Here is a 21,656-nt window from a genome sequence, read left to right as displayed (position 1 = left end):
CCCGGTCGCCCGCGCCGGTGACGGCAGCTCCGCAGCCCGCCTGGAGTCCCCGGCAGCACCACCGTCAAGTGCCGTGGTTGCGGCCGACCATCCGGATAAGGCTCGCGCTGCTGTACGGCGGCATGTTCCTGATGGCGGGGGTCGTGCTGCTCACGATCATCTACATTCTGGCGGCCAACACCCTCAAGGAGGGGACCCCGGAGTTCAGGGTCTTCGGCAGCAACGTCAGGCTGGGCAATATCAGCTGTCCCGACCTGCCGTCGGTCGGCACGGCCCACCAGATCAATGAGGCCATCGGCCACTGCATCCGCGATCAGCGCGCACTGGCGCTGCACACCTTCCTGAACCGCTCCCTGACGGCTCTGGTGGGCCTGACGGTCATCGCCTTCGCCTTCGGCTATGCGATGGCGGGTCGGGTGCTGTCGCCGCTGGGGCGGATCACGCGTACCGCCCAGCGGGTGGCCGGCTCCGATCTGCACCGCCGGATCGAGCTGGGCGGGCCGGACGACGAGCTCAAGGAGCTCGCCGACACCTTCGACGAGATGCTGGACCGGCTGGACCGGGCCTTCGAGTCGCAGCGGCGGTTCGTCGCCAATGCTTCGCACGAGCTGCGGACGCCGCTGGCGATCAACCGCACGCTGCTGGAGGTCCAGCTCGCCGATCCGGAGGCGTCCCCCGAGCTCGCGCAGCTCGGCAAGACGCTGCTGGCGACGAACGAGCGCAGCGAGCAGCTGGTGGAGGGCCTGCTGCTGCTCGCCCGCAGCGAGAACAAGGTCGTTGACAAGAAGCCGGTCGACCTGTCCGAGGTCGCGTCCCAGGCCGTCGACCAGACCCGCGAGGAGGCCCAGGCCAGGGGCGTGGAGCTGCGCGGGGACCGTCAGCAGGCGGTCGTGCAGGGCAACGGGGTGCTGCTGGAGCGGATCGCGCTGAATCTGGTGCAGAACGCGGTCCGTTACAACCTCCCCGACGACGGCTGGGTGGAGGTCACCACGGAGCCGCAGCCCGGCTGTGCGGTCCTGGTGGTCGCCAATACCGGTCCGGTGGTGCCCGCCTACGAGGTGGAGAACCTCTTCGAGCCGTTCCGGCGGCTGCGCACCGAGCGCACCGGCAGCGACAAGGGCGTGGGCCTGGGTCTGTCCATCGTGCGCTCGGTCGTGCGCGCGCACGACGGCACCATCACGGCCGAGCCCCGCGAGAGCGGCGGCCTGCGGATGCGGGTCGTGCTGCCGTTGTAGACGCGACGCCCCGCAGGACCGCCGCCCCCGGCGGCCACCGGCACCCCCGCGGCCACCCGTCGCCCACCGCGCCCACCACGGCCTCCCGGCACGCCAGGCCTCAGCGGACGGGGCAGGTGGTGGCGCCGGGGAGCATCACCGCTCGTCCAGCTCCTTCGGTCCGTACAGCGCGTGGTCCGCGCCCGTCGCCAGTGCCCAGTAGCGGTCGCCGTAGGACCAGTGCCACCACTCGGTCGGGTAGTTGACCAGCCCGGCGGCGGTCAGCGCGGTGTTCAGCACCCGCCGGTTGGCGCGGGCGGCGGGCGTCAGATCCGGCGCGCCCGTGTAGCAGGCGCCGTTGCTCTCCTCGGGGGAGGCATTGATCGGTGTCCCCATGTCGACCTCTTCCCCCTCCGCGGTGACGAGGGTGAGATCCACCGCGCCGCCCGCGCTGTGCGGTGCGATCTCGGGCGGCGACACATAGCGGCTGGCGGCCCGGTGGATACGCCCGGCCTCCCAGCCGGGGTGCGAGGCGCGCAGCTCGTCCGTGTACTCCTCGAAGTAGCGGCGCTGCAGCCCGGGCGGCCGATAGCCCTCGACGATCCGCAGCCGCAGCCCGTCCGGCAGTGCCTGCTGCGCCGCCAGCAGCCGTTGCAGCACCCCTTCGCGCAGCTGCGCGAAGGCGCCCCGGGCGTCGTAGCGGTGCTCGGCCACCAGCAGCTCGGGCGCCGCGGTCCGCACGTCCCGCAGCGGCTCCCCGCACTCCCGGACGGGGACCGCGGCCACCGCCGGGTCCGCCATCAGCGTGATCCGGTCGCGGACATCGCTCAGCACCAGCTCCGCACCGTCCCCCGGAACGGTCCACTCGGCAGCCGCCGCCACCCGCTCGCCGGACGGCAGCCAGACGCCGCTGAGGCCGCACCCCGCACCGGAGTGCCCGGTCCCCGCGCCGTTGGCGAGCAGCACCTGCAGCCCGTGCTCCCGCGCCAGTTGCCCGTACTGCGCCACCCGCTGCGCCGAGTCGTGGAAGGAGCTGGCGAGATACACCCGGCAGCCGTCCGCGGCGGCCCGCGCCGGCACCTCGGGGAAGCTGTTGTCGAAGCAGATGGCGAGCGCGAACCGGATCCCGCCCAGGGTGAAGCGGCCGTCGGCGCTGCCCGGTGCGAAGAGCGCGCTCTCGTCCTCCCCTTCGCCCCCGAACAGATGGACCTTGTCGTAGCGGGTGAGCAGCGCGCCGTCCGGTCCGAGGACGAACGAGGAGATCGTCGGCCGGCCCCCGTCACCGGCGGCGCGGCCCGCCGCGTTCACCACCGCCGCGACCCCCGTGGCCCGGCACGCCTCGCGGACGGGGGCCAGCCGGGCATCGTCCTCCGTGACCGTCATGCCGGTCGGATCGGCGGCTATCAGCTGCAGGTCGTAGTGCGTCAGCGCGAGTTCGGAGAACACCACCAGACCCGCCCCGCGTTCGGCGGCCTCGGCAATGAGCGCGGCCATCCGCGCCGCATTGGCCTCGATCTCGCCCGGGACCGGCATGAATTGTGCGGCAGCAATGATCATTCACCCATGATGCCCGGCGGCACGGGCGGTCCGGGCGGCTTTACGCCGCGCCGGCACCGCCCGCGACCAGGGCGTCCCTACCCCCGGGCGTCCCTCGCCGCCGCGGCCTCCGATGCCGCCACCGTCACGATCGCCCGTACCTGCCCGGTGATCGCGACCCGGTGCTGTACGAAGTCCGGGTCGGTGACCCGGCCGTGCGCCGGGTCCGTGTTGCCGGGTCCGAACTCCAGCACCGGGGTGTGCAGATGCCCGCCAGGGAGCGCCGGGCGCACCGCGTCCCTCAGCAGGGTCGCCCGATAGGCGATCTCGTTGGACAGATAGTCACCGCCACCCCCGGCACGGGCCGTGGACCCGGGAGTCGGGCCGTCCGGCCGGTCGACCGGCTCGGTGCCGCCCGCCGGGATCTCCGTGACCTCGGTGTGGTCGACCACGGGGAAGGGCCCGGTCCCGGCCGCCACGATCCGGGCGTACGGCAGGCTGGTGGTCGTCCACTGCGGCTGCGGCCGCACGGTCGGCACCCCCGCCGGAATCGGCACGGTCTCCGTACGGGATTCCCGTGCATTGTCCGGATAGCCGCCCCGCCAGGCCCCGTTGGTCCGCTCGACGTCGAACCGGCCGGGCCTCCCCTGGCTGATCGTCGTGAACAGGTCGGCCTGCCGCGGCCCGCGCCGGAAGTGCGGCAGCAGCGTGCGCTCGACCGTGCCGTCCGCGAAGTCGGCCCACCGTACGGGGAAGACCGCGGTCTCGATCCGGGCCGGCTGCCCCGAGGAGGTGCGCACCGTCGTCCCGTCCAGCGCGAGCGCCGCCGCCCCCGACGGATTGCTGCGCCGTGCATCGGCGTCCAGCTGGAACGGGTCGAACCCGGTCACCACGATCCGCAGTACGTGCTTGCCCGCGGGCAGTTCGACGGAGTCCTGACCGCGCGAGCCCCGCTCCAACGAGCCGAGGAGGACGCGGCGCCCGGACTCCGTGAGCGCGAAGTCGGGCTGCCACTGGCGCAGTTGCCTGGTCATCCCCAGCCGCGCCCAGTAGAGCGGCCGGTCGTCGTCCCGGCTCAGATCGCCGCCGTCGGGCCCGCGCCCCTGCGCCCGGTCCACGGCCCGCCGCCACAGCGCACGCCCCTCGTCCGCGGCATAGCGCCGGGCTTCCCCGTAGGTGGTCACCCGCGCCAGCCCGCGCCCGAACTCCCGCTCCACCGCGTCGAATCCGCTGCGCCGCAGGATCTCCTGCGGCGCGGTCTGCGTCAGCCGCCCCTCCTCCACCGTGACATCCGCCGGAGCGGCCGCGGTGGCCGGCGCCGTCAGGGACAGCGGTGCGGCGGCCAGCAGCGCGACACCCAGCGCGCCCATCCTGGTACGTATGCGTCTCATGGGGGCGAGTAAAGCGGTGCGCGCGGCGGGACGGTAGAGGGGCGGGCCGCTACCCCGGTGCCCTGCCCCTTGTCCGACGGTCGACCGCGGATAGGGTTTCTGGTCGATCCGGTCCACCACCGCGTCCGGCGATATCCACGAGACTCAGGGGGATTCTCTGTGGCCACCCCGCCACCACCACACGGCCCGTACCCGTACGCCCAACCGCCTGCGGGGCCCTACCCGCAACAGTCCGCCGGTGCCCCTCCGCACCAGCCGCCCGGTGCCGCCCCGCACCAGCCTGCCGGCCCGTATGCCCCGCAGCCGGGATACCCGGCCCAGGCCCCGTACCCGTACGCCCAGCAGCACCCACACCCACATCAGCACCCGCAGCCGTACGCCGGCGCCCCGGGCTGTCAGTTCTGCGGTGCTCAGCCCGCCGTGCAGGCCACCGTGCGCGGGCATCAGGGCATCCTCATTCTGATGCGGTTCCTCAGCCGCAGCGGAATGTTCTGCCGCTCCTGCGGGCTGGCCGTCTACCGTGAAATGTCCGCGAAGACGCTGTGGCAGGGCTGGTGGAGCCCGCTGTCCGTGGCCATCACCCCGCTCACCCTGCTGATGAACCTCGGCCCCCGGGGCCGATTCCGCAAACTGGCGCCCCCCGTAGGCGGCTTCAGGCCCTCGCTCGACCCGGGCAAGTCGCTGCTGCGCCGGCCGGCCGCGATGCTGTTCCTGGTGCCGATGGCCCTCGCGGTCGTGGCGATTCCGGTCCTGTTCGTAGGCGGCGTGTTCATCGAGGGCGCCGGTATCGGGAAGGTGCCCACCCTCGCCGTCGGTGACTGCGTACGCAACGACGGTGACTGGCAGGACCAGGATCTGGAGGTCGTGGACTGCGGTTCGGCCGACGCGAAGTACAAGGTGACCCGCAGGCTCGACAGCTCGAAGGACCAGTGCGCCGACGGTGAGATGCTCGCCGACCTGGAGTACAGCCCGGACAAGGCGACGGTTTCCTGCCTCGCTCCGGCCCGGTAGGGGCGCAGGGGTGGCGGATCAGTCCTCGTCCGGCTCCTCGCCGGACCCGGCGCCCGGTCCCGCTCCCCGTCCGAGCAGCGCCAGGAAGTCCCGGAACGCAGTCGGCATGTCCACCTCCTCCGGGTCCAGCAGCCACTGCAGTTGCAGTCCGTCCATCACGGCGGCCAGCAGCGGCGCCGCCCGCTCCGGGGTCAGACCGCCGGGCAGCGTGTCGCCGCACTCGGCCCGCAGCGCCTCGGTCATCGAGGCCCGTACGGCGCGGAAACGGGACTCGAAGAAGGCGCGGGCGGGGTGGTCCTCGGTGACGCTGTCCGCGGACAGCACCGTGTAGGTCTGGACGATGCCGGGGCGGGTGGCGTTGTAGTCGACGAGCTGGGCGAGGGCATCGGTGCGCCAGGTGCCGGACGCCGCGGCGGCCGAGGCCAGATCCCAGCGGTCGCGCGCCTCCAGCACGCCGACCAGCAGCAGTTCCTTCGTCGGGAAGTGGTGCAGCAGCCCCTGCTGGGTCAGTCCGGCGCGCTCGGCGACGGCGGCGAGTGAGGTACGGCGGTAGCCGCGTTCGGCGATGAGCTCCATGGCGGCCTGCAGGAGGGCCTCGCGCCGCTCCGCGCGCTGGGCCTCCCGCCCGCCGCCGCCCCGCCGGGCGCCCGCCCCGCCGCCGTGGCGGGGTCCGTGCTGGTCTGGTGCAGTCACCGGCCGAGCGTAACCCTCGCGTGGAGATCCCGTACGACTGATGTAACGGAAAAGTAACGACGCCTACCGGGCGGGAGGTGGGGCGGCAAGAATCCCGGCAAGGGGGGCCCGCACGTCCATTCAGGGAGCACCGGAGAGCCGCATGACCGACGCCCAGCCCCACCATCCCACCGATGCCGACGCCCGCCACCATGTCCGTGGCCACGGGCATGACTACACCGCAGTGGTGGAGCGGGCGCTCGCCGCGCTCGACCTCGACACCAAGGTCCGGCTGCTGTCCGGCCAGGACATGTGGACCCTGCCGGCCGTGCCCGCGATCGGGCTGCGCTCGCTGGTGATGTCGGACGGCCCGGTCGGTGTGCGGGGCGAGGAGTGGAACGCCGAGGACCCCTCGGTCGCGCTGCCCAGCCCCACCGCGCTGGCCGCCACCTGGGACCCCGCCCTCGCCCGCCGGGCCGGCCACCTCCTCGCCCAGGAAGCCCGCCGCAAGGGCGTGCACGTACTCCTCGCACCGACCGTCAACCTCCACCGCTCACCGCTCGGCGGCCGCCACTTCGAGTGCTACGCCGAGGACCCGCTGCTCACCGGCGTGATCGGCGCCGGGTATGTGCGCGGTGTGCAGGAAGGCGGCGTCGGTACGACGGTCAAGCACTTCGTGGGCAATGACGCCGAGACCGACCGGCTCACGGTCGACAACCACATCGCCCCGCGCCCGCTGCGCGAGCTCTATCTCGCGCCCTTCGAGCACATCGTCGAACACGCCCGCCCCTGGGGCGTCATGACCGCCTACAACCAGGTCAACGGCTCGACGATGACCGAACACCGCGCTCTCGTGCAGGACGTTCTGCGCGGCGAATGGGGCTTCGACGGCGTCACCGTCTCCGACTGGACGGCCGCCCGCCACACCGTGCGCGCCCTGCGCGGCGGCCTGGACGTGGCGATGCCGGGGCCCCGTACGGTCTACGGCGCGCCGCTCGCCGAGGTCGTCCGTGCGGGTGAGGTGGCCGAGTCGGAGGTGGACGACGCGGTGCGCAGGGTGCTGCTGCTCGCCGCGCGTACCGGATGCCTGGAAGGGGTGCCTGCCGCGGTCGATCCGGCCGCTGTCCCGCAGGGGATCGACGGCCGGGCGGTGGCCCGCGAGATCGCCCGGCGCGCGTGTGTCCTGCTGCGCAACGAGCCGGTGGCCGGGGCGCGGCGGGCGCTGCCGATCAATGCCGCCGCGGTCCGCAGGGTCGCCGTCATCGGGGCGGCCGCCCGCGATGCCCGGGTGCTCGGCGGCGGGTCCGCGACGGTCTTCCCCGACGCGGTCGTCTCCCCGCTGGAGGGGCTGCGCGCCGCGCTCCCCGACGAGGTCGAGGTCACCTACGCGGTCGGCGCCGAGCCGCGCACCCGGGTCCCGCACGCCCGTGAGGGCTTCACGCTGCGCGCCCGCTACCTGGCCGCCGACGGCCAAGTGCTCGCGGAGACGCCGCAGTTCGACGGCAGGGTGCGGGTGATGGACCGCTTCCCCGAGGGCGTCACCCGGCAGACCCTGGGCGCCGTCGAGCTGACCGGCAGCTGCGCCCCGCGGATCACCGGCAGCCACACCCTCGCGGTCTCCGGCACCGGCGAGCTGCGGCTGACCGTCGGCGGTGCGGTCCTCTTCGACGGCCGTTGCGCGCCCGAGGGCAACGACCCCTTCGAGGCGTTCATGCACCCCGTGGAGCGGCGGATGACGGCGGAGCTGACGGCGGGCGAGAGCGTCGAGGTCACCCTGCGGTTCGTGCCGGGCGGCCCGGACCTGGGCGAGGGCCTGAACGGGCTGAACTTCGCCCTCGGCCACAGCGAGCCTGAGCTCGACGCCGATGCGGAGATCGCGGAGGCGGTCCGCGCCGCGGCCGCCGCCGATGTCGCGGTCGTGGTCGTCGCCACCACCGAAGAGGTCGAGTCCGAGGGCTTCGACCGCAGCGAACTGCGGCTGCCCGGCCGTCAGGACGAGCTGGTCACCCGGGTCGCCGCCGCCAATCCGCACACCGTCGTGGTCGTCAACTCCGGTTCCCCGGTCGAGCTTCCGTGGCGCGCGCAGGTCCCCGCCGTGCTGCTGAGCTGGTTCCCCGGCCAGGAGGCCGGTGCGGCGCTGGCCGATGTCCTGCTCGGTGATCATGAACCGGGCGGCCGGCTCCCCACCACCTGGCCGGCCCGGCTCGGCGACGCCCCGGTCACCACCGTCACCCCGACCGGCGGCCAACTCGCCTACTCCGAGGGGGTGTACATCGGCTATCGCGCCTGGCAGCGGTCCGCTCCCGCGCCCGCTTACCCCTTCGGCCACGGACTCGGCTACACCGACTGGGAGTACGAGTCGCTGGACACCACCCCCGACTCGGTGCGGGTGCGGGTGCGCAACGCGGGCGACCGGCCCGGCCGCGAGGTGGTCCAGCTCTATCTGGCGCCCACTGCGGACGCCGCCCCTGATGCTCCGGAGCGCCCGGCCCGCTGGCTGGCCGGCTTCGCCGTCGTCGAGGCCGGTCCCGGGGAGAGCGCCGAGGCCGAGATCCCGCTGCCGGACCGGGCCTTCGCGGTCTGGGAGGCGGGGGACGGCGGGGAAGCGGAGGACGGCGGCTGGCGCCGGGTCAAGGGCGTCTACCTCGTCGAGGCGGCGCACAGCGTCGACGACCGCAGGCTGGCGGCGGAGGTCACCGTCGGCTGACATGACGGGGGACGGGGGCGCTCCCGCGCGCGGACGCCCCCGGTGCCCCCGGTGCCCCCTCATGAGGGAACCACCGACACATCACCGCCGCTCGATCGTGCCGTCACCTTGTGCGCGGAGCCCTCGTCCGCCGGGACGGAGACCTTGCGGTTGCCGCCGCTCGTCGAGGCGTCCACCGCATACGAGCCCTTCGGGAGGCGGATGGTGACATCGCCTCCGCTGGTCCGGCCCGACACCTGATCGGGTGCCGTGGACAGCGCGAGGTCCACATTTCCGCCGCTGGTCCTCGCCTTCGCCGTGCGGGCCGTGGAGTCGGCGACGGTGATATTGCCGCCGCTGGTCTCCGCGGCGATCCCGCCCGCGGCGCCGTGCACGGTGATGTCCCCGCCGCTGCTGCGCAGATCGACCGAGGCGTCGCGCGGCAGCAGGACCCGGTAGCCCACGTCGCACTTGCGCCCCATGCCGCAGTCCTCGGCCTTGAGCGTCAGCCGGCCGCCCTTGACCCCGTGCTCGGGGGCCGGCTTCCGCTCGTTGTACACATACTTCTCCGTCACCTTGACCGACCCGCCGGCGTCGACCGGCACGACCTCGATGTTCCCGCCGTGCGTCGTCACCGAGAGCGCGGTGACCTTCCCGTGCACGGAGTACGTCCGCTCCGCCTCCTTCGTCGGGCCGTGACCCGACAGCGAGCAGCCGGTCGTCAGCACGGTCAACGCCGCACAGGACAGCACGAGATGGGGAATACGGAGGCGGGCCATGGTGAGAGCTCTCCCGAGGCAGGCAACGGACGAAGGGACCGGAGATCCGGTCACTGCTCATCGTTCCTTCTCCGTCGCTCCGCGGCGTCCCCGCGCAGGATGACCTTGTCCGCCCGCCGCCCTTAGGGGGTTCCCGCACTCCGCGGCCGCACCGAGAACGCGTACACGGTCTCCGACCGATAGCCCTCGCCGGGCCGCAGCACCGTGCTGGGGAAGTCCGGGCGGTTCGGGGAGTCGGGAAAGTGCTGGGTCTCCAGGGCGAGACCGGCCGCCGGGCCGTAGGGGACGCCCGAGCTGCCGGTCAGGGTGCCGTCGAGGTGGCCTGCGGTGTAGAGCTGCAGACCGGGCTCGGTGGTGGCCAGCTCCAGGAATCGGCTGGAGCGCGGGTCGTACAGCTCCGCGACCGTCCGCGGCGCCTCGCACACACCCCCGTCCAGCGCGAAGTTGTGGTCGTACGCCCCCGCCACCGCGCGCGCCGCCCGGAAGTCGAAGCGGGTACCGGTGACATCGGCGGGCGCGCCGGGCACCGGAATGCCGGTGTCGTCGACGGGCGTGTAGCGGGACGCCGCCAGCCGCAGTTCATGACCGGCGGCGCTGCCGCTGCCGTCACCGCCCAGATTGAGGTACGTGTGGTTGGTGAGGTTGACGACGGTCGGTGCGTCGGTCGTCGCGCGCGAGACGATACGCAGCGCGCCGCCCTCGGAGAGGGTGTACGTCACGCGCACGTCCAGGGCGCCGGGGAAGCCTTCCTCACCCTCCGGGCTGACCCGGTGCAGCTGCACACCACCGTCGGCCTCCCGGGCGTCCCACACCACCTTGGAGAAGCCGCCCGGCCCGCCGTGCAGACTGTGGCGCCCGTCGTTCGGCGTCAGCGCGTGGGTCCTGCCGTCGAGCGCGAAGGACGCCCCGGCGATCCGGTTCGCGTAACGCCCGACCAGCGCGCCGAAGTGCGACCCGCCGTGCGCGGCATACGACGCGAGGTCGGCGAAGCCCAGCGCCAGCTGCCCCCTCGCCCCGTTCCGGTCCGGCGCCTCCACCGTCTGGACGATCCCGCCGTACGTGAGGATGCGGACGCGTAGCCCGTCCGGCCCCGCATCCAGGGTCCAGCGGTCGACGCGGGTGCCGTCGTCCAGCGTGCCGAAGGGTTCCCTGCTGACCTGCGTCTTCATGCGCGTGAGCCTATGCCCGCTGCCCGTTGCCCACCGTCCGGGGACCGCGCGCAGGTGCGGGGGTGTCCGCACCGTCCCGTCGTACGCCAGGAGAGCCTGGCGGGACCGTGCGGACAGCCCCTACGGCCGTGGCCGGGTGATCGCGCGGAACGCCATCGCCGCCAGCTCCTTCTGGCCGCGGGTGCCCGGGTGGAACCAGTCCCAGGCGCTCAACTGGCGGCCCGTGAAGCGGTAGTCGAAGACCGACTTGTCGAAGCGGCACAGCGGATCCTTGCCGCACACCTCGGCCAGCGCCGAGTTGTAGGCCATCACCTGCTTCCGCACCGTCGCCCGGCGGTCCTGCGCCGCCTTCGTCAGATCGTCCGGATCGCGCAGCATGGCCCCGCAGATGCCCAGCTTCCACACCTGCTTGCCGAGTGGGTTCTTGCGCCCCTCGGACCACAGCCGCAGCAGATCCGGCACCGCCGCGACATACACCTGGGTGTGCGGCAGGGCGCGCCGCAGATGTGTCATGGAGCGCACGAAGTCGGCGCGGAAGGCGTCCTTCGGGGTCATCGTCCCGACGTCGCGCCGGCAGGCGTCATTGGCGCCGATCAGGACCGTCACCAGTTCGGGTCTGCGCTCGACGGCCTCGGTGATCTGGTCCGGCAGTTCGCTCATCAGCGCACCGGTCCTGGCGAAGTTCCAGCTGTGTGTGGCCGGGTGTTTGACCAGCCGTCGGGCGAGGCTGTCGACCTTGGGGTCGGTGCCGGTGGCCCAGGAGGCCTGGGGGCAGTCGGAGAGCAGCGTGCAGGCGTCGAAGCCGACGGTGATCGAGTCACCGAGCGCCGCGATCGAGCGGGGGTCGGTGTGCCATACGGGCGCCGGCTTGACGTGCCGCTTGTCCGGGTGCCGCCCCGAGCCGCCGTCGCCGCTACAGGCGGTGAGGGCGATCACCAGCGCGAACGCGGTGGCGACGGTGCGTGAGGAGCGGAGACCGAAGCGGATGCGCCGGGGGCGAACAGGCCGATCGATCTGCGTCATCCCCTGTCCCCGTCCGGCGTGCGAGTGATATCTCTTCGGGTACCGACGGTACGTCACTCCCTCGACGGGCACCGCGCGGTAGCTTTGCCCCGTGCCTTCCGGGCGGTGACCCAACGTGGCAAGTGCAGTCGGCACAGACAAATTACATCACGTCATTTCCTGTCCCTTTTGCGGCAAATTCCGCCTAATGGTGTTTACTGTAGGTCACCAGCATGCTGGTGCCGAAGTGACCACTGGGGCAGAATGACAACTGTCCCGGCCGCAACCGGAACGGGCACGAGGCCGCTGGGGAAGGCGAACCTCGAACCGCACTGGAGGTCCGGTGACGACACGTGGAGTTCTGTACATCCACTCCGCTCCTCGCGCGCTGTGCCCGCACGTCGAATGGGCCGTGGCGGGCGTCCTCGGTGTGCGCGTCAATCTCGACTGGATCCGCCAACCGGCGTCCCCGGGCACCTGGAGAGCCGAGTTCTCGTGGCAGGGCGAGGCCGGCACGGCCTCCAAGCTGGCCTCCGCGCTGCGCGGCTGGCATCTGCTGCGCTTCGAAGTGACCGCGGAACCCTGCTCCACCGCCGAGGGCGAGCGCTACAGCTCCACCCCCGACCTGGGCATCTTCCATGCCGTCACGGGCATCCACGGCGACATCCTCATCCCCGAGGACCGGCTGCGCGCCGCGGTCGCCCGCTCGGCGCGCGGCGAGACCGAGCTGGCCGCCGAGGTCGACAAGCTCCTCGGCAAGCCCTGGGACGACGAACTGGAGCCGTTCCGGTACGCCGGCGAGGGCGCCCCGGTCCGCTGGCTCCACCAGGTCGTCTAGGCCGCCGGGGGACCGCCCCGACACGCGGCAGCAGTTGCCCTGGAGTCCGCTCCACGGCCTAGCGTGCCTTCATGGCCGACAACAACTCTCCCGACGCTCTTTCAGTAGCGGTGCTCGGCACCGGAATCATGGGTGCGGCGATGGCCCGCAACCTCGCCAGGGCCGGTCTCGACGTCCGCGCCTGGAACCGCACGCGCGCCAGGGCCGAGCCGCTGGCCGCCGACGGGATCCGTGTCACCGGGACTCCCGCCGAGGCGGTGGACGGCGCCGACGTCGTCCTCACGATGCTGCTCGACGGGGAGGCCGTCCTGCACGCGGTCCGGCAGGCCGCCGACGCGCTGCCGGCCGGTGCCCTGTGGCTCCAGATGAGCACGGTGGGCACCGAAGGCCTCGCGTCGCTCGTCCGGTTCGCCGACGAGCACCACCTGCGGTTCGTGGACGCCCCCGTGCTGGGTACCAAGGCGCCCGCGGAGAAGGGGGACTTGACGATCCTGGCGGCCGGCCCCCAGGACGTCCGCGAGCGCGCGGAGCGCGTTTTCGGCAGCGTCGGGAGCCGGACCCTGTGGGTCGGTGACGACGGCGCGAGCGGCGCCGCCAGCCGTCTCAAGCTCGTCGTCAACAACTGGGTGCTGACGGTCATCAACGGTACGGGTGAGTCCGTCGCGCTCGCCAAGGCGCTCGGCGTGGACCCGCGCGACTTCCTCGACGCGGTCGCCGGCGGGGCGCTCGACATGCCGTATCTACGGCTGAAATCCGAGGTGATCCTGTCCGAGAACTACGCCCCGAGCTTCACGGTGTCCGCGGCACGCAAGGACGCCCGGCTCATCCTGGAAGCCGCCCAGGACGCCGGTGTACGGATGGACCTGGCGGCGGCGGCCGCGGAACGCCTGCGCCGGGCCGAGGGGCAGGGCCACGGCGAAGAGGACGCGGCGGCCGCGTACTTCGCCAGCTTCGGCGGCTGAGACATGCACAGGGCCCGCCCGGTGACGTATCACCGGGCGGGCCCTGTCGATGCGTGTCAGACCGTCCGGAAGGCCAGGACCACGTTGTGGCCGCCGAAGCCGAACGAGTCGTTCAGGGCCGCGATCCGGCCCTCGGCGGGCAGCTTGCGCGGCTCGCCGCGGACGATGTCCGCGTCGGCCTCCGGGTCGAGCTGGTCGATGTTGATCGTCGGCGGGGCGATCCGGTTCTTGAGCGCGAGGACCGTGGCCACCGTCTCGATACCGCCCGCGCCGCCCAGGAGGTGGCCGGTCATCGACTTCGTGCTGGTGATGGCCATGTGGTCGACGTCGTCGCCGAACGCCTTGCGCAGTGCCCTGAGCTCACCGACGTCACCGGCCGGCGTCGACGTCGCGTGCGCGTTCACATGCACGATCTCGGCGGGCTGGAGGCCGGTGTTGTCCAGCAGGTTCTGCAGCGCCGCCGCGATGCCGTTGCCGGACGGCTCGGGCTGCGTGATGTGGTGGGCGTCGGCAGAGATGCCCTGGCCGATCGCCTCCGCGTAGATCGTGGCGCCGCGGGCCTTGGCGTGCTCCTCGGACTCCAGGATGATCACGCCGGCGCCCTCGCCGAGCACGAAGCCGTTGCGGTCGACGTCCCAGGGGCGGGAGGCGCCCTGCGGGTCGTCGTTGTTCTTGGACATCGCCATCATGTTGCCGAACGCCACGATCGGCAGCGGGTGGATGGCGGCCTCCGTGCCACCCGCGACGACGACGTCGGCGCGGCCCGAGCGGATCATCTCGATCGCGTAGCCGATGGCCTCGGCGCCCGACGCACACGCCGAGACCGGCGTGTGCACACCGGCGCGGGCGTTGAACTCGATGCCGACATTGGCGGACGGCGAGTTCGGCATCAGCATCGGCACGGTGTGCGGGGAGACGCGGCGTACGCCCTTCTCCTTGAGCACGTCGTACTGGTCGAGCAGGGTCGTCACGCCGCCGATGCCGGAGGCGATGACGGCGCCCAGACGGTCGGGGTTGACCGACGTGTCCTCCCCCGCCTTGGCGGTGAAGCCCGCGTCCTTCCAGGCCTCCTGGGCCGCGACGAGCGCGAACTGCGCCGAGCGGTCCAGCTTGCGGGCCTGCGGACGCGGAATGATCTCGGTCGGCTCGACGGCGATCTGCCCGGCGATACGGACGGGCAGCTCGGCGGCCCAGTCCTGTTCGAGGGTGCTGACACCGGAACGTCCGGCGAGCATTGCCTCCCAGGACGAAGCGCTGTCGCCACCCAGCGGTGTGGTTGCGCCGATACCGGTGACGACCACGGTGCGATTGGTCGCGTTCACGGGAATTCTTACTCCACGGGTAGAGGGGTCTGAATCGACGGCGCCACCGCGGGGTGGCGACATGCGCAGGAGCTGGATCAGCTCTGGTGCTTGAGGATGTAGTCGGTCGCGTCGCCGACCGTCTTGAGGTTCTTGACGTCGTCGTCCGGGATCTTCACGTCGAAGCGCTCTTCGGCGGCGACGACGACCTCGACCATGGACAGCGAGTCAACGTCCAGGTCGTCGGTGAAGGACTTGTCCACCTGGACGTCCTCGGTGGGGATCCCGGCGATCTCGTTCACGATCTCGGCGAGACCGGCAACGATCTCTTCCTGAGTGGCGGCCATGATGGCGCTCCTTCGGTCATTTTATGGGGAAACTGCGTTACTTGCGGTGAAGATCCGTGCGGCGGCCGATACATCCGAAGACGTACGGTGCTGCGCAGATCTTGCCTAGGGGAGGGTAACGACCGTCGCGGCGTAGACGAGACCCGCCCCGAAGCCGATGACCAGCGCGGTGTCGCCGCTCTTGGCCTGCCCGGTCGCCAACAGTCGCTCCATGGCGAGCGGGATGGAGGCGGCCGAGGTGTTGCCGGTGGTCTCCACATCGCGGGCGACCGTCACACTCTCCGGCAGCTTCAGAGTCTTCACCATCGAGTCGATGATCCGCATGTTGGCCTGGTGCGGGATGAAGACGTCCAGGTCGTCCGGGCTGACTCCGGCCACGTCCAGCGCCTGCTGGGCCACCTTCGCCATCTCGAACACCGCCCACCGGAAGACCGCCTGGCCCTCCTGCGTGATGGCGGGGTAACGGATCTCCTCCGGAGCCGGGCGGCCCTCGGGAGCGTCCCCTCCGGGGAGCGGGGTGGAACGGTAGACGTCCCAGTCGACGGTCTGCTTGATGGTCTCGGACTTGTCGCCCTCCGAGCCCCAGACGGTCGGGCCGATCATGGGCTCGTTCGCCGGGCCGACGATCACCGCGCCGGCGCCGTCACCGAAGAGGAAGGCCGTCGCGCGGTCCTCCAGATCGGTCAGGTCCGAGAGCCGCTCGACGCCGAGGACCAGGACGTACTCCGCCGAGCCCTCGGTCACCAGGCCCTTGGCCAGGGTCAGGCCGTAGCCGAAGCCCGCGCAGCCCGCCGAGATGTCGAACGCGGCCGGCTTGCCGGCACCGATACGGTGCGCGATCTCGGTCGCGATCGCCGGGGTCTGCTTGAAGTGCGACACGGTGGAGACGATCACGGCGCCGATCTGCTCGGGCGTGATGCCCGCGTCGGCGATCGCCTTGCCCGACGCCTCGACCGACATGGTCGCGACGGTCTCCTCGGGACCGGCCCAGTGGCGGGTCGCGATCCCGGACCGCGAACGGATCCACTCGTCGGACGAGTCGATGTGCTTGAGGATCTCCTCGTTGGGCACGACACGGGTCGGGCGGTAGCCGCCGACACCCATGATCCGCGCGTACGGGGCGCCCTTCGAGGGCTTGATCTTCGAGGTCATGCGCTTCGGACTCCTATTCGGCCGGTGCAGCGGTGTCGGCGTGTCCGGCGATCAGCGTGCGGGCCGCGTCGAGGTCGTCGGGCGTCTTGAGGGCGAGGGTCTGCACGCCGGGCAGCGCGCGCTTGGCCAGGCCGGTGAGCGTGCCACCGGGAGCCGCCTCGATGAGCGCGGTGACACCGAGCTCCTTGAAGGTCTTCATGCACAGGTCCCAGCGCACGGGGTTGGCCACCTGGCCCACCAGCCGCTGCACCAGTTCCTGGCCGGAGGAGACCAGCTGCCCGTCCTTGTTGGAGACGTAGCGCGTGTGCGGATCGGCGACCGAGAGCTGGGTGGTCGCCGATTCCAGGGCCGAGACAGCGGGTGCCATGTGGTGAGTATGGAACGCGCCGGCCACCTTCAGCGGTACGACCCGGCGAGTGCCTTCCGGCTTGTTCTCGACCAGCGCGGCAATCTGCTCGGCGGTGCCCGCGGCGACGATCTGGCCGGCGCCGTTCACATTCGCCGGGGTCAGGCCCAACTGCTCCAGATGCGGGATGACGACGGCCTCGTCGCCGCCCAGCAGCGCGGCCATGCCGGTCTCGGTGACGGCGGCGGCCTCGGCCATCGCCTGGCCGCGCCGGCGCACCAGCTTGATCGCGGCCTCGTCGGAGACCGTGCCGGTCAGTGCGGCGGCGGCCAGCTCACCGACGCTGTGGCCGGCCGCCGCGCCGACCTGCGTGGCGACGTCGTCGGCCGTCGCGAACAGCTGCCGGGCGGAGACCAGCGCGGAGGCCACCAGCAGCGGCTGCGCCACCGCGGTGTCGCGGATCTCCTCCTCGTTCGCCTTGGTGCCGTAGTGGACCAGGTCCAGGTCGATGGCGTCCGACCAGGCACGGAGCTGGTCCTCGACACCGGGGAGGTCGAGCCAGGGAGTCAGGAAGCCGGGCGTCTGAGCGCCTTGGCCGGGAGCGACGAGTACGAGCACCCTCACACTCTCTCTTGTGGGTGGTTCCGCCCGCCCGTGGGGACAGGGACGAAGAACCATCGGGGGAATTGTTGATGTCCGACAAAAGTCTAGGGTTGCGCCTCACTGTCAGCCAGACGCCCCAGAATCAACGCGATACGGAGGGTGAACGCGGAGCGCACATCGGAGGGTGACCAGCCGGTGACGTCGGTCACACGTCGCAGCCGATAGCGCACGGTGTTGGGGTGCACGAACAGCATCCGGGCGGCGCCCTCCAGACTGCTCGCCTGCTCCAGATAGACGCTCAGCGTCTCCAGCAGAGCCGACCCCGCCTCCTCCAGCGGTCTGTAGATCTCCTCCACCAGCTGGTCCCGGGCAACCGGGTCCGAGGCCATCGCCCGCTCGGGCAGCAGATCGTCGGCGAGCACCGGCCGGGGGGCGTCCGGCCAGGCGGCACCCGCCCGCAGCCCGGCGGCCGCGGCCTGCGCCGAGCGGGTCGCGGCCAGCAGATCGGAGACGACCGGGCCGGCCACCACGGCACCGGCTGCGTACGGGCCGATCAGCGCCTTCGCGGCCTTCAGCGGATTGTCCGAGCCGCCCGCGATCACCACCAGGCGGGAGCCCAGCACACCGGTCAGCACCTGGAGCTTGGCGTGCCGGGCGGCCCGCCGGATCGCCTCCACGGTCAGCTCGCTGTCCCCGTCCGGGGCGGTGCCCAGCACCACACACACATGCTCGGGGGAGTTCCATCCCAGCGCCGCGGCACGCGAGACCGCGCCCTCGTCCGCCTCTCCCGACAGCACCGCGTTGACCACCAGCGACTCCAGCCGGGCGTCCCAGGCGCCGCGGGCCTCGGCGGCCTGGGCGTAGACCTGGGCGGTGGCGAAGGCGATCTCCCGGGCGTAGACCAGCAGCGCCTCGCGCAGCACGGACTCGTCGCCCGGGGCCGCGACCTCGTCGATCGCGGACTCCATGACCTCGATGGTCGTGCGGACCATCTCCACGGTCTGCCGCAGCGTGATCGCCCGGGTCAGCTCGCGCGGCGCCGTACCGAAGACATCGGTGCTGATCGCCTGCGGGGTCTCCGGATGCCGGAACCATTCGGTGAACGCGGCGATACCGGCCTGGGCCACCAGGCCGATCCAGGAGCGGTTCTCCGGAGGCATCGCGCGGTACCACGGCAGCGTGGCGTCCATGCGGGCGATGGCCGCGGCCGCCAGTTTGCCGGAGGAATTCTCCAGGCGCCGGAGGGTGGCGGAGTGCGGGTGCGCGTCGCGCGATGCGGGTTCAGACACGGGACAAGCCTGCACTATCGGGGCGAGGAGGTGAGGGGGCGGGGCTACCGTGGGCCCATGATTCAGGTGCGTAGAGGCGATGAACGGTATCCGGGCGGGGACGCGGAGGCCGGGATCGAGTCGCTGCACGCGTTCTCCTTCGGGCCCCACTTCGAACCGGACAACCTGCGCTTCGGCGCGCTGATCGCGTGCAACGAGGAGCGGCTGACGGCGGGCGCCGGCTTCGACGAGCATCCGCACCGCGACACGGAGATCGTGACCTGGGTGGTCGAGGGCGAGCTGACCCACCGCGACTCGGCCGGCCACGAGACCACCGTACGCCCCGGTGATCTCCAGCGGCTCAGCTCGGCCGGTGGCGTACGGCATGTGGAGCGCAACGACGGCGGACAGCCGCTCTGCTTCGTCCAGATGTGGCTGGCGCCGCTCGAATTCGGCGGTGAGCCGTCGTACGAGGTGGTGCGCGGGATCGCCGACGGCACCCCGTACGCGGTCGCGCCGGCCGGTGCCCTGCTGCATCTGCGCCGCCTCGCCGAGGGCGAGCGCACCGCGGTCCCGGATGCCGAACGGGCGTATGTGCATGTGGTGCGCGGCGCCGTACGGATCGGTGCGGAGCGTCTGGAGGCCGGCGACGCGGCGCGGATCACCGACGGGGCGGGGCTGGAGCTGCGGGGGCTGACGGCGGCGGAGTGCCTGGTGTGGGAGATGGGGGCGGAGCCGGCGTACGTGTGAGGCGGCGGGCCCGGAGCCGGCGGCGGTATCGCCCCGGCCCGTCAGGGCCGTGCGACGCCGTCAGGCCGACTGCGCCAGCTCGGCCAGCACCGCGTCGGTCAGCTGCGGCCAGGCTTCGACGGCCCACGGTCCGAAGGCCCGGTCGGACAGCGCCACACACGCCGCGCGCGCGTCCGGATCCACCCACAGGAACGTCCCGGACTGTCCGAAGTGCCCGAACGTGCGGGGCGAGGACGCGCTGCCCGTCCAGTGCGGTGACTTGGCGTCGCGGATCTCGAAGCCCAGCCCCCAGTCGTTGGGCTTCTGGTGGCCGTAGCCCGGCAGCACACCCGTCAGACCGGGGAAGGCCACCTGCGTCGCCGCCGCGAGCGTCTGCGCCGCGAGCAGCTGCGGCGCCTGCAGCTCCGCGGCGAAACGGACCAGGTCGGCGACGGTGGAGACGCCGTCCTTGGCGGGCGAGCCGGGCAGTTCCGTCGCGGTCATGCCGAGCGGGGCGAGCACCGCCTCGTGCAGATACTGCGGGAAGGGGATGTCCGTCGCCTTGGCTATGTGGTCGCCGAGCGCTTCGAAACCGGTGTTGGAGTAGAGCCTGCGGGTGCCCGGCTCGGCCATCGTGCGCTGCTCGTCGAAGGCCAGCCCCGACGTGTGGGCGAGGAGATGACGGACCGTGGACCCCTCGGGCCCGGCCGGCTCGTCCAGCTCGACGGCGCCCTCCTCGACGGCCAGCAGAGCGGCGTACGCGGTCAGCGGCTTGGTGACGGACGCCAGCGGGAAGCGATGCTCCTGGGGGCCGTAGGATCCGGCCACCGACCCGTCGGCTCGTACGACGGCGGCCGCAGCGGTGGGCACCGGCCAGTTCTCGATCATCCGCAGGCTCTGCATGCCCACGAGCCTAGGGCCTGTCCGTTCTGCCCCGCCGCGGAGGCCCGTACGTCCCCAAATCCCGGTCAAGTCTGCCGGTGATCCGCACTTGCCTGGAGTGCACTCGAACTCTCTAGCGTTGAAGACGTCGAGAGGCATCCGGCGACAGCGCCGGGAGACATCCGGCGAAACAGGGGAGACGGGGCATGACGGTAACGCAGAGCGAACCGGTCACCAGCGGCGTGGCCGCGGCCGGAGAGCTGCCGACGAGGCCGCGCGGCTGTGGCACCGAGCTCCCGCACCCACGGCCCGCGGGCCAGGACCGGTACACGATCAGCGAGGTGGCGGAACACACCGGGCTCAGCGCACACACCCTGCGCTGGTACGAGCGCATCGGCCTGATGCCGCACGTGGACCGCACCCACACCGGGCAGCGGCGCTTCACCAACCGCGATCTGGACTGGCTGAGCCTGGTGACCAAGCTGCGGCTGACCGGCATGCCGGTCGCTGACATGGTCCGCTACGCCGAACTGGTGCGGGCCGGGGAGTGCACCTTCGCCGAGCGCGAGCAGCTGCTGACCGCGCATCGCGAGGACGTACGCCAGCGGATAGCCGAGCTGCAGAGCACGCTGGACGTACTCGACTACAAGATCGACATCTATGCCGACGCCCGACGGGCGTCCGAGAGGTTCTGAGGTCTCCATGGGCAGCGACAAAATCGAGACGGTCGAGCTGGGCACCGGCGGACCGCGGGTCGGGGTGCAGGGCCTCGGCTGCATGGGCATGAGCTTCGCCTACGGCCCGACGGACGCCGACGAGGCGCGGGCCACGCTGGAGCGCGCCCTGGAGCTGGGCGTGACGCTCTTCGATACCGCCGATGTGTACGGGATGGGGGACAACGAGGAGTTCATCGCCCCGTTCGTCCGGGCGCACCGCGACGAGATCGTGGTGGCCACCAAGTTCGCGATATCCCCTGACCCGGACGCCCCGGCCGACCCGTACAAGCGCGTCATCCGCAACGACCGGCCGTACATCCGCCAGTCCGTCGAAGCCAGCCTGAAGCGCCTGGGCGTCGACGAGATCGACCTGTATTACATGCACCGGCGCACGGCGGACGTCCCCCTCGAGGAATCGGTCGGCGCCATGGCCGAGCTGGTGGCCGAGGGCAAGGTCAAGCACCTGGGGCTGAGCGAGGTGACTGCCTCCGAGCTGCGGGCGGCGCAGGCCGTGCACCCGATCGCGGCGCTGCAGTCCGAGTGGTCGCTGTTCAGCCGGGACATCGAGGACGGCGTGGTGCAGGCCGCGGCCGAGCTCGGCGTCGGCGTCGTCCCGTACTCACCGCTCGGCCGGGGCTTCCTGACCGGTGCGTTCGTCAGCGCCGACAAGGAGCTGACCTCGGACGACTTCCGGCGTACGCAGCCCCGCTTCACCGGCGACAACGCCACCGCCAACGCCGCGCTGCTGGAGCCGGTCCGCAAGGTCGCCGACGGCCATGGCGCGACGCCCGGTCAGATCGCACTGGCCTGGGTGCAGCAGCAGGCCACGGCCCGCGGTCTGGCCGTCGTACCGATCCCCGGCACCCGTAAGCGCAGCCGCGTCGAGGAGAACACCGGGGCCACCCGGATCCGGCTCACCGAGCAGGACCTGGCGCTGCTGGAGCCGATCGCCGGGCAGGTCGCGGGGGCGCGGTACGCGGACATGTCGCACACCTCGGCCGGGCGGGAGTAAGGGCCGCGGGGCGGGGCCGGCCTTCGCCCCGCCGCCCCTT

Annotated in this window: 21 protein-coding genes; 8 read left to right on the top strand and 13 right to left on the bottom strand. The window is 72.1% G+C overall.

Going from position 1 to position 21,656, the window contains the following annotated elements; all coding sequences use genetic code 11:
• Positions 1-77: 77 nt before the first annotated feature.
• Positions 78-1,235, top strand: coding sequence for a sensor histidine kinase (locus ACWGI6_RS07340; RefSeq protein ID WP_453266589.1), 1,158 nt, complete (start codon positions 78-80; stop codon positions 1,233-1,235).
• A 135-nt stretch (positions 1,236-1,370) separates the two neighbouring features.
• On the opposite strand, the gene ACWGI6_RS07335 is transcribed toward ACWGI6_RS07340, so the two are convergent.
• The 3 genes from ACWGI6_RS07335 to ACWGI6_RS07325 form a co-directional block, all read right to left on the bottom strand.
• A complete protein-coding gene (locus ACWGI6_RS07335; protein WP_453266588.1) occupies positions 1,371-2,771 on the bottom strand; it encodes a nitrilase-related carbon-nitrogen hydrolase in 1,401 nt (466 codons plus the stop codon).
• 77 nt (positions 2,772-2,848) lie between these two features.
• A complete protein-coding gene (locus tag ACWGI6_RS07330) occupies positions 2,849-4,141 on the bottom strand; it encodes a pyroglutamyl peptidase (protein ID WP_453266587.1) in 1,293 nt (430 codons plus the stop codon).
• A 144-nt stretch (positions 4,142-4,285) separates the two neighbouring features.
• Entirely contained in the window at positions 4,286-4,585 is a 300-nt protein-coding gene (locus ACWGI6_RS07325) for a hypothetical protein (RefSeq protein ID WP_453266586.1), read from the bottom strand.
• A gap of 18 nt (positions 4,586-4,603) precedes the next feature.
• Here ACWGI6_RS07325 and ACWGI6_RS07320 point away from each other — a divergent pair, with 18 nt between their 5' ends.
• Positions 4,604-5,152: an LppU/SCO3897 family protein gene (locus ACWGI6_RS07320; RefSeq protein WP_453266585.1), complete on the top strand. Its 549-nt coding sequence runs from the start codon at positions 4,604-4,606 to the stop codon at positions 5,150-5,152.
• Positions 5,153-5,170: 18 nt separating this feature from the next.
• Here ACWGI6_RS07320 and ACWGI6_RS07315 read toward each other — a convergent pair whose 3' ends face one another.
• On the bottom strand, positions 5,171-5,845 hold the full coding sequence (locus ACWGI6_RS07315) for a TetR/AcrR family transcriptional regulator (RefSeq protein WP_453266584.1): 675 nt from the start codon (positions 5,843-5,845) through the stop codon (positions 5,171-5,173).
• A gap of 142 nt (positions 5,846-5,987) precedes the next feature.
• Between ACWGI6_RS07315 and ACWGI6_RS07310 the strand changes: the two genes are divergently transcribed.
• The gene (locus tag ACWGI6_RS07310) at positions 5,988-8,531 is read left to right on the top strand and encodes a beta-glucosidase (protein ID WP_453266583.1); all 2,544 of its coding nucleotides are present in this window, start codon (positions 5,988-5,990) and stop codon (positions 8,529-8,531) included.
• Between the two features lie 59 nt (positions 8,532-8,590).
• Here ACWGI6_RS07310 and ACWGI6_RS07305 read toward each other — a convergent pair whose 3' ends face one another.
• The 3 genes from ACWGI6_RS07305 to ACWGI6_RS07295 all read right to left on the bottom strand — a co-directional run bounded on the left by ACWGI6_RS07305 (position 8,591) and on the right by ACWGI6_RS07295 (position 11,481).
• Positions 8,591-9,289, bottom strand: coding sequence for a DUF4097 family beta strand repeat-containing protein (locus tag ACWGI6_RS07305; RefSeq protein WP_453266582.1), 699 nt, complete (start codon positions 9,287-9,289; stop codon positions 8,591-8,593).
• A gap of 122 nt (positions 9,290-9,411) precedes the next feature.
• Complete coding sequence (locus ACWGI6_RS07300) at positions 9,412-10,458, bottom strand: aldose epimerase family protein (RefSeq protein ID WP_453266581.1); 1,047 nt, start codon at positions 10,456-10,458, stop codon at positions 9,412-9,414.
• A 120-nt stretch (positions 10,459-10,578) separates the two neighbouring features.
• Positions 10,579-11,481, bottom strand: coding sequence for an SGNH/GDSL hydrolase family protein (locus ACWGI6_RS07295; protein ID WP_453266580.1), 903 nt, complete (start codon positions 11,479-11,481; stop codon positions 10,579-10,581).
• Between the two features lie 322 nt (positions 11,482-11,803).
• Between ACWGI6_RS07295 and ACWGI6_RS07290 the strand changes: the two genes are divergently transcribed.
• Both ACWGI6_RS07290 and ACWGI6_RS07285 read left to right on the top strand, forming a co-directional pair.
• Positions 11,804-12,298, top strand: a complete 495-nt coding sequence (locus tag ACWGI6_RS07290; protein WP_393905630.1) for a DUF3145 domain-containing protein — start codon at positions 11,804-11,806, stop codon at positions 12,296-12,298.
• Positions 12,299-12,369: 71 nt separating this feature from the next.
• On the top strand, positions 12,370-13,260 hold the full coding sequence (locus ACWGI6_RS07285) for an NAD(P)-dependent oxidoreductase (RefSeq protein ID WP_453266579.1): 891 nt from the start codon (positions 12,370-12,372) through the stop codon (positions 13,258-13,260).
• Between the two features lie 56 nt (positions 13,261-13,316).
• On the opposite strand, the gene fabF is transcribed toward ACWGI6_RS07285, so the two are convergent.
• The 5 genes from fabF to ACWGI6_RS07260 all read right to left on the bottom strand — a co-directional run bounded on the left by fabF (position 13,317) and on the right by ACWGI6_RS07260 (position 18,298).
• Positions 13,317-14,582 carry a beta-ketoacyl-ACP synthase II gene (gene fabF / locus ACWGI6_RS07280; RefSeq protein ID WP_453266578.1) on the bottom strand — a complete coding sequence of 422 codons (1,266 nt, stop codon included), beginning with the start codon at positions 14,580-14,582 and terminating at the stop codon, positions 13,317-13,319.
• Positions 14,583-14,659: 77 nt separating this feature from the next.
• On the bottom strand, positions 14,660-14,908 hold the full coding sequence (locus ACWGI6_RS07275) for an acyl carrier protein (protein WP_006605825.1): 249 nt from the start codon (positions 14,906-14,908) through the stop codon (positions 14,660-14,662).
• 105 nt (positions 14,909-15,013) lie between these two features.
• A complete protein-coding gene (locus tag ACWGI6_RS07270; RefSeq protein ID WP_393905633.1) occupies positions 15,014-16,060 on the bottom strand; it encodes a ketoacyl-ACP synthase III in 1,047 nt (348 codons plus the stop codon).
• A 13-nt stretch (positions 16,061-16,073) separates the two neighbouring features.
• Positions 16,074-17,024, bottom strand: coding sequence for an ACP S-malonyltransferase (locus ACWGI6_RS07265; RefSeq protein WP_453266577.1), 951 nt, complete (start codon positions 17,022-17,024; stop codon positions 16,074-16,076).
• An 89-nt stretch (positions 17,025-17,113) separates the two neighbouring features.
• Positions 17,114-18,298, bottom strand: coding sequence for a PucR family transcriptional regulator (locus ACWGI6_RS07260; RefSeq protein WP_393905635.1), 1,185 nt, complete (start codon positions 18,296-18,298; stop codon positions 17,114-17,116).
• A gap of 57 nt (positions 18,299-18,355) precedes the next feature.
• Between ACWGI6_RS07260 and ACWGI6_RS07255 the strand changes: the two genes are divergently transcribed.
• On the top strand, positions 18,356-19,027 hold the full coding sequence (locus tag ACWGI6_RS07255) for a pirin family protein (RefSeq protein WP_453266576.1): 672 nt from the start codon (positions 18,356-18,358) through the stop codon (positions 19,025-19,027).
• Positions 19,028-19,087: 60 nt separating this feature from the next.
• On the opposite strand, the gene ACWGI6_RS07250 is transcribed toward ACWGI6_RS07255, so the two are convergent.
• The gene (locus ACWGI6_RS07250; RefSeq protein ID WP_453266575.1) at positions 19,088-19,909 is read right to left on the bottom strand and encodes a serine hydrolase domain-containing protein; all 822 of its coding nucleotides are present in this window, start codon (positions 19,907-19,909) and stop codon (positions 19,088-19,090) included.
• Between the two features lie 185 nt (positions 19,910-20,094).
• Here ACWGI6_RS07250 and ACWGI6_RS07245 point away from each other — a divergent pair, with 185 nt between their 5' ends.
• Positions 20,095-20,583 (top strand): MerR family transcriptional regulator, encoded by a 489-nt coding sequence (locus tag ACWGI6_RS07245; RefSeq protein WP_453266574.1) that lies wholly within the window; start codon positions 20,095-20,097, stop codon positions 20,581-20,583.
• 7 nt (positions 20,584-20,590) lie between these two features.
• Positions 20,591-21,616: an aldo/keto reductase gene (locus tag ACWGI6_RS07240; protein WP_453266573.1), complete on the top strand. Its 1,026-nt coding sequence runs from the start codon at positions 20,591-20,593 to the stop codon at positions 21,614-21,616.
• Positions 21,617-21,656: the final 40 nt, after the last annotated feature.

This window comes from Streptomyces sp. NPDC054786, from assembly GCF_053611685.1.
This window is presented reverse-complemented; position numbering and strand designations above follow the sequence as displayed.

What these genes read in the sequence shown, in the direction of transcription:
- ACWGI6_RS07275 (WP_006605825.1), bottom strand. Translation starts at nt 14,908, where the DNA reads ATGGCCGCCACTCAGGAAGAGATCGTTGCCGGTCTCGCCGAGATCGTG.
- ACWGI6_RS07320 (WP_453266585.1), top strand. Translation starts at nt 4,604, where the DNA reads ATGCGGTTCCTCAGCCGCAGCGGAATGTTCTGCCGCTCCTGCGGGCTG.
- ACWGI6_RS07305 (WP_453266582.1), bottom strand. Translation starts at nt 9,289, where the DNA reads ATGGCCCGCCTCCGTATTCCCCATCTCGTGCTGTCCTGTGCGGCGTTG.
- ACWGI6_RS07255 (WP_453266576.1), top strand. Translation starts at nt 18,356, where the DNA reads ATGATTCAGGTGCGTAGAGGCGATGAACGGTATCCGGGCGGGGACGCG.
- ACWGI6_RS07240 (WP_453266573.1), top strand. Translation starts at nt 20,591, where the DNA reads ATGGGCAGCGACAAAATCGAGACGGTCGAGCTGGGCACCGGCGGACCG.
- ACWGI6_RS07270 (WP_393905633.1), bottom strand. Translation starts at nt 16,060, where the DNA reads ATGACCTCGAAGATCAAGCCCTCGAAGGGCGCCCCGTACGCGCGGATC.
- ACWGI6_RS07335 (WP_453266588.1), bottom strand. Translation starts at nt 2,771, where the DNA reads ATGATCATTGCTGCCGCACAATTCATGCCGGTCCCGGGCGAGATCGAG.
- ACWGI6_RS07300 (WP_453266581.1), bottom strand. Translation starts at nt 10,458, where the DNA reads ATGAAGACGCAGGTCAGCAGGGAACCCTTCGGCACGCTGGACGACGGC.
- ACWGI6_RS07325 (WP_453266586.1), bottom strand. Translation starts at nt 4,585, where the DNA reads ATGCCCGCGCACGGTGGCCTGCACGGCGGGCTGAGCACCGCAGAACTG.
- ACWGI6_RS07245 (WP_453266574.1), top strand. Translation starts at nt 20,095, where the DNA reads ATGACGGTAACGCAGAGCGAACCGGTCACCAGCGGCGTGGCCGCGGCC.
- ACWGI6_RS07250 (WP_453266575.1), bottom strand. Translation starts at nt 19,909, where the DNA reads ATGCAGAGCCTGCGGATGATCGAGAACTGGCCGGTGCCCACCGCTGCG.
- ACWGI6_RS07285 (WP_453266579.1), top strand. Translation starts at nt 12,370, where the DNA reads ATGGCCGACAACAACTCTCCCGACGCTCTTTCAGTAGCGGTGCTCGGC.
- ACWGI6_RS07330 (WP_453266587.1), bottom strand. Translation starts at nt 4,141, where the DNA reads ATGAGACGCATACGTACCAGGATGGGCGCGCTGGGTGTCGCGCTGCTG.
- ACWGI6_RS07310 (WP_453266583.1), top strand. Translation starts at nt 5,988, where the DNA reads ATGACCGACGCCCAGCCCCACCATCCCACCGATGCCGACGCCCGCCAC.
- ACWGI6_RS07295 (WP_453266580.1), bottom strand. Translation starts at nt 11,481, where the DNA reads ATGACGCAGATCGATCGGCCTGTTCGCCCCCGGCGCATCCGCTTCGGT.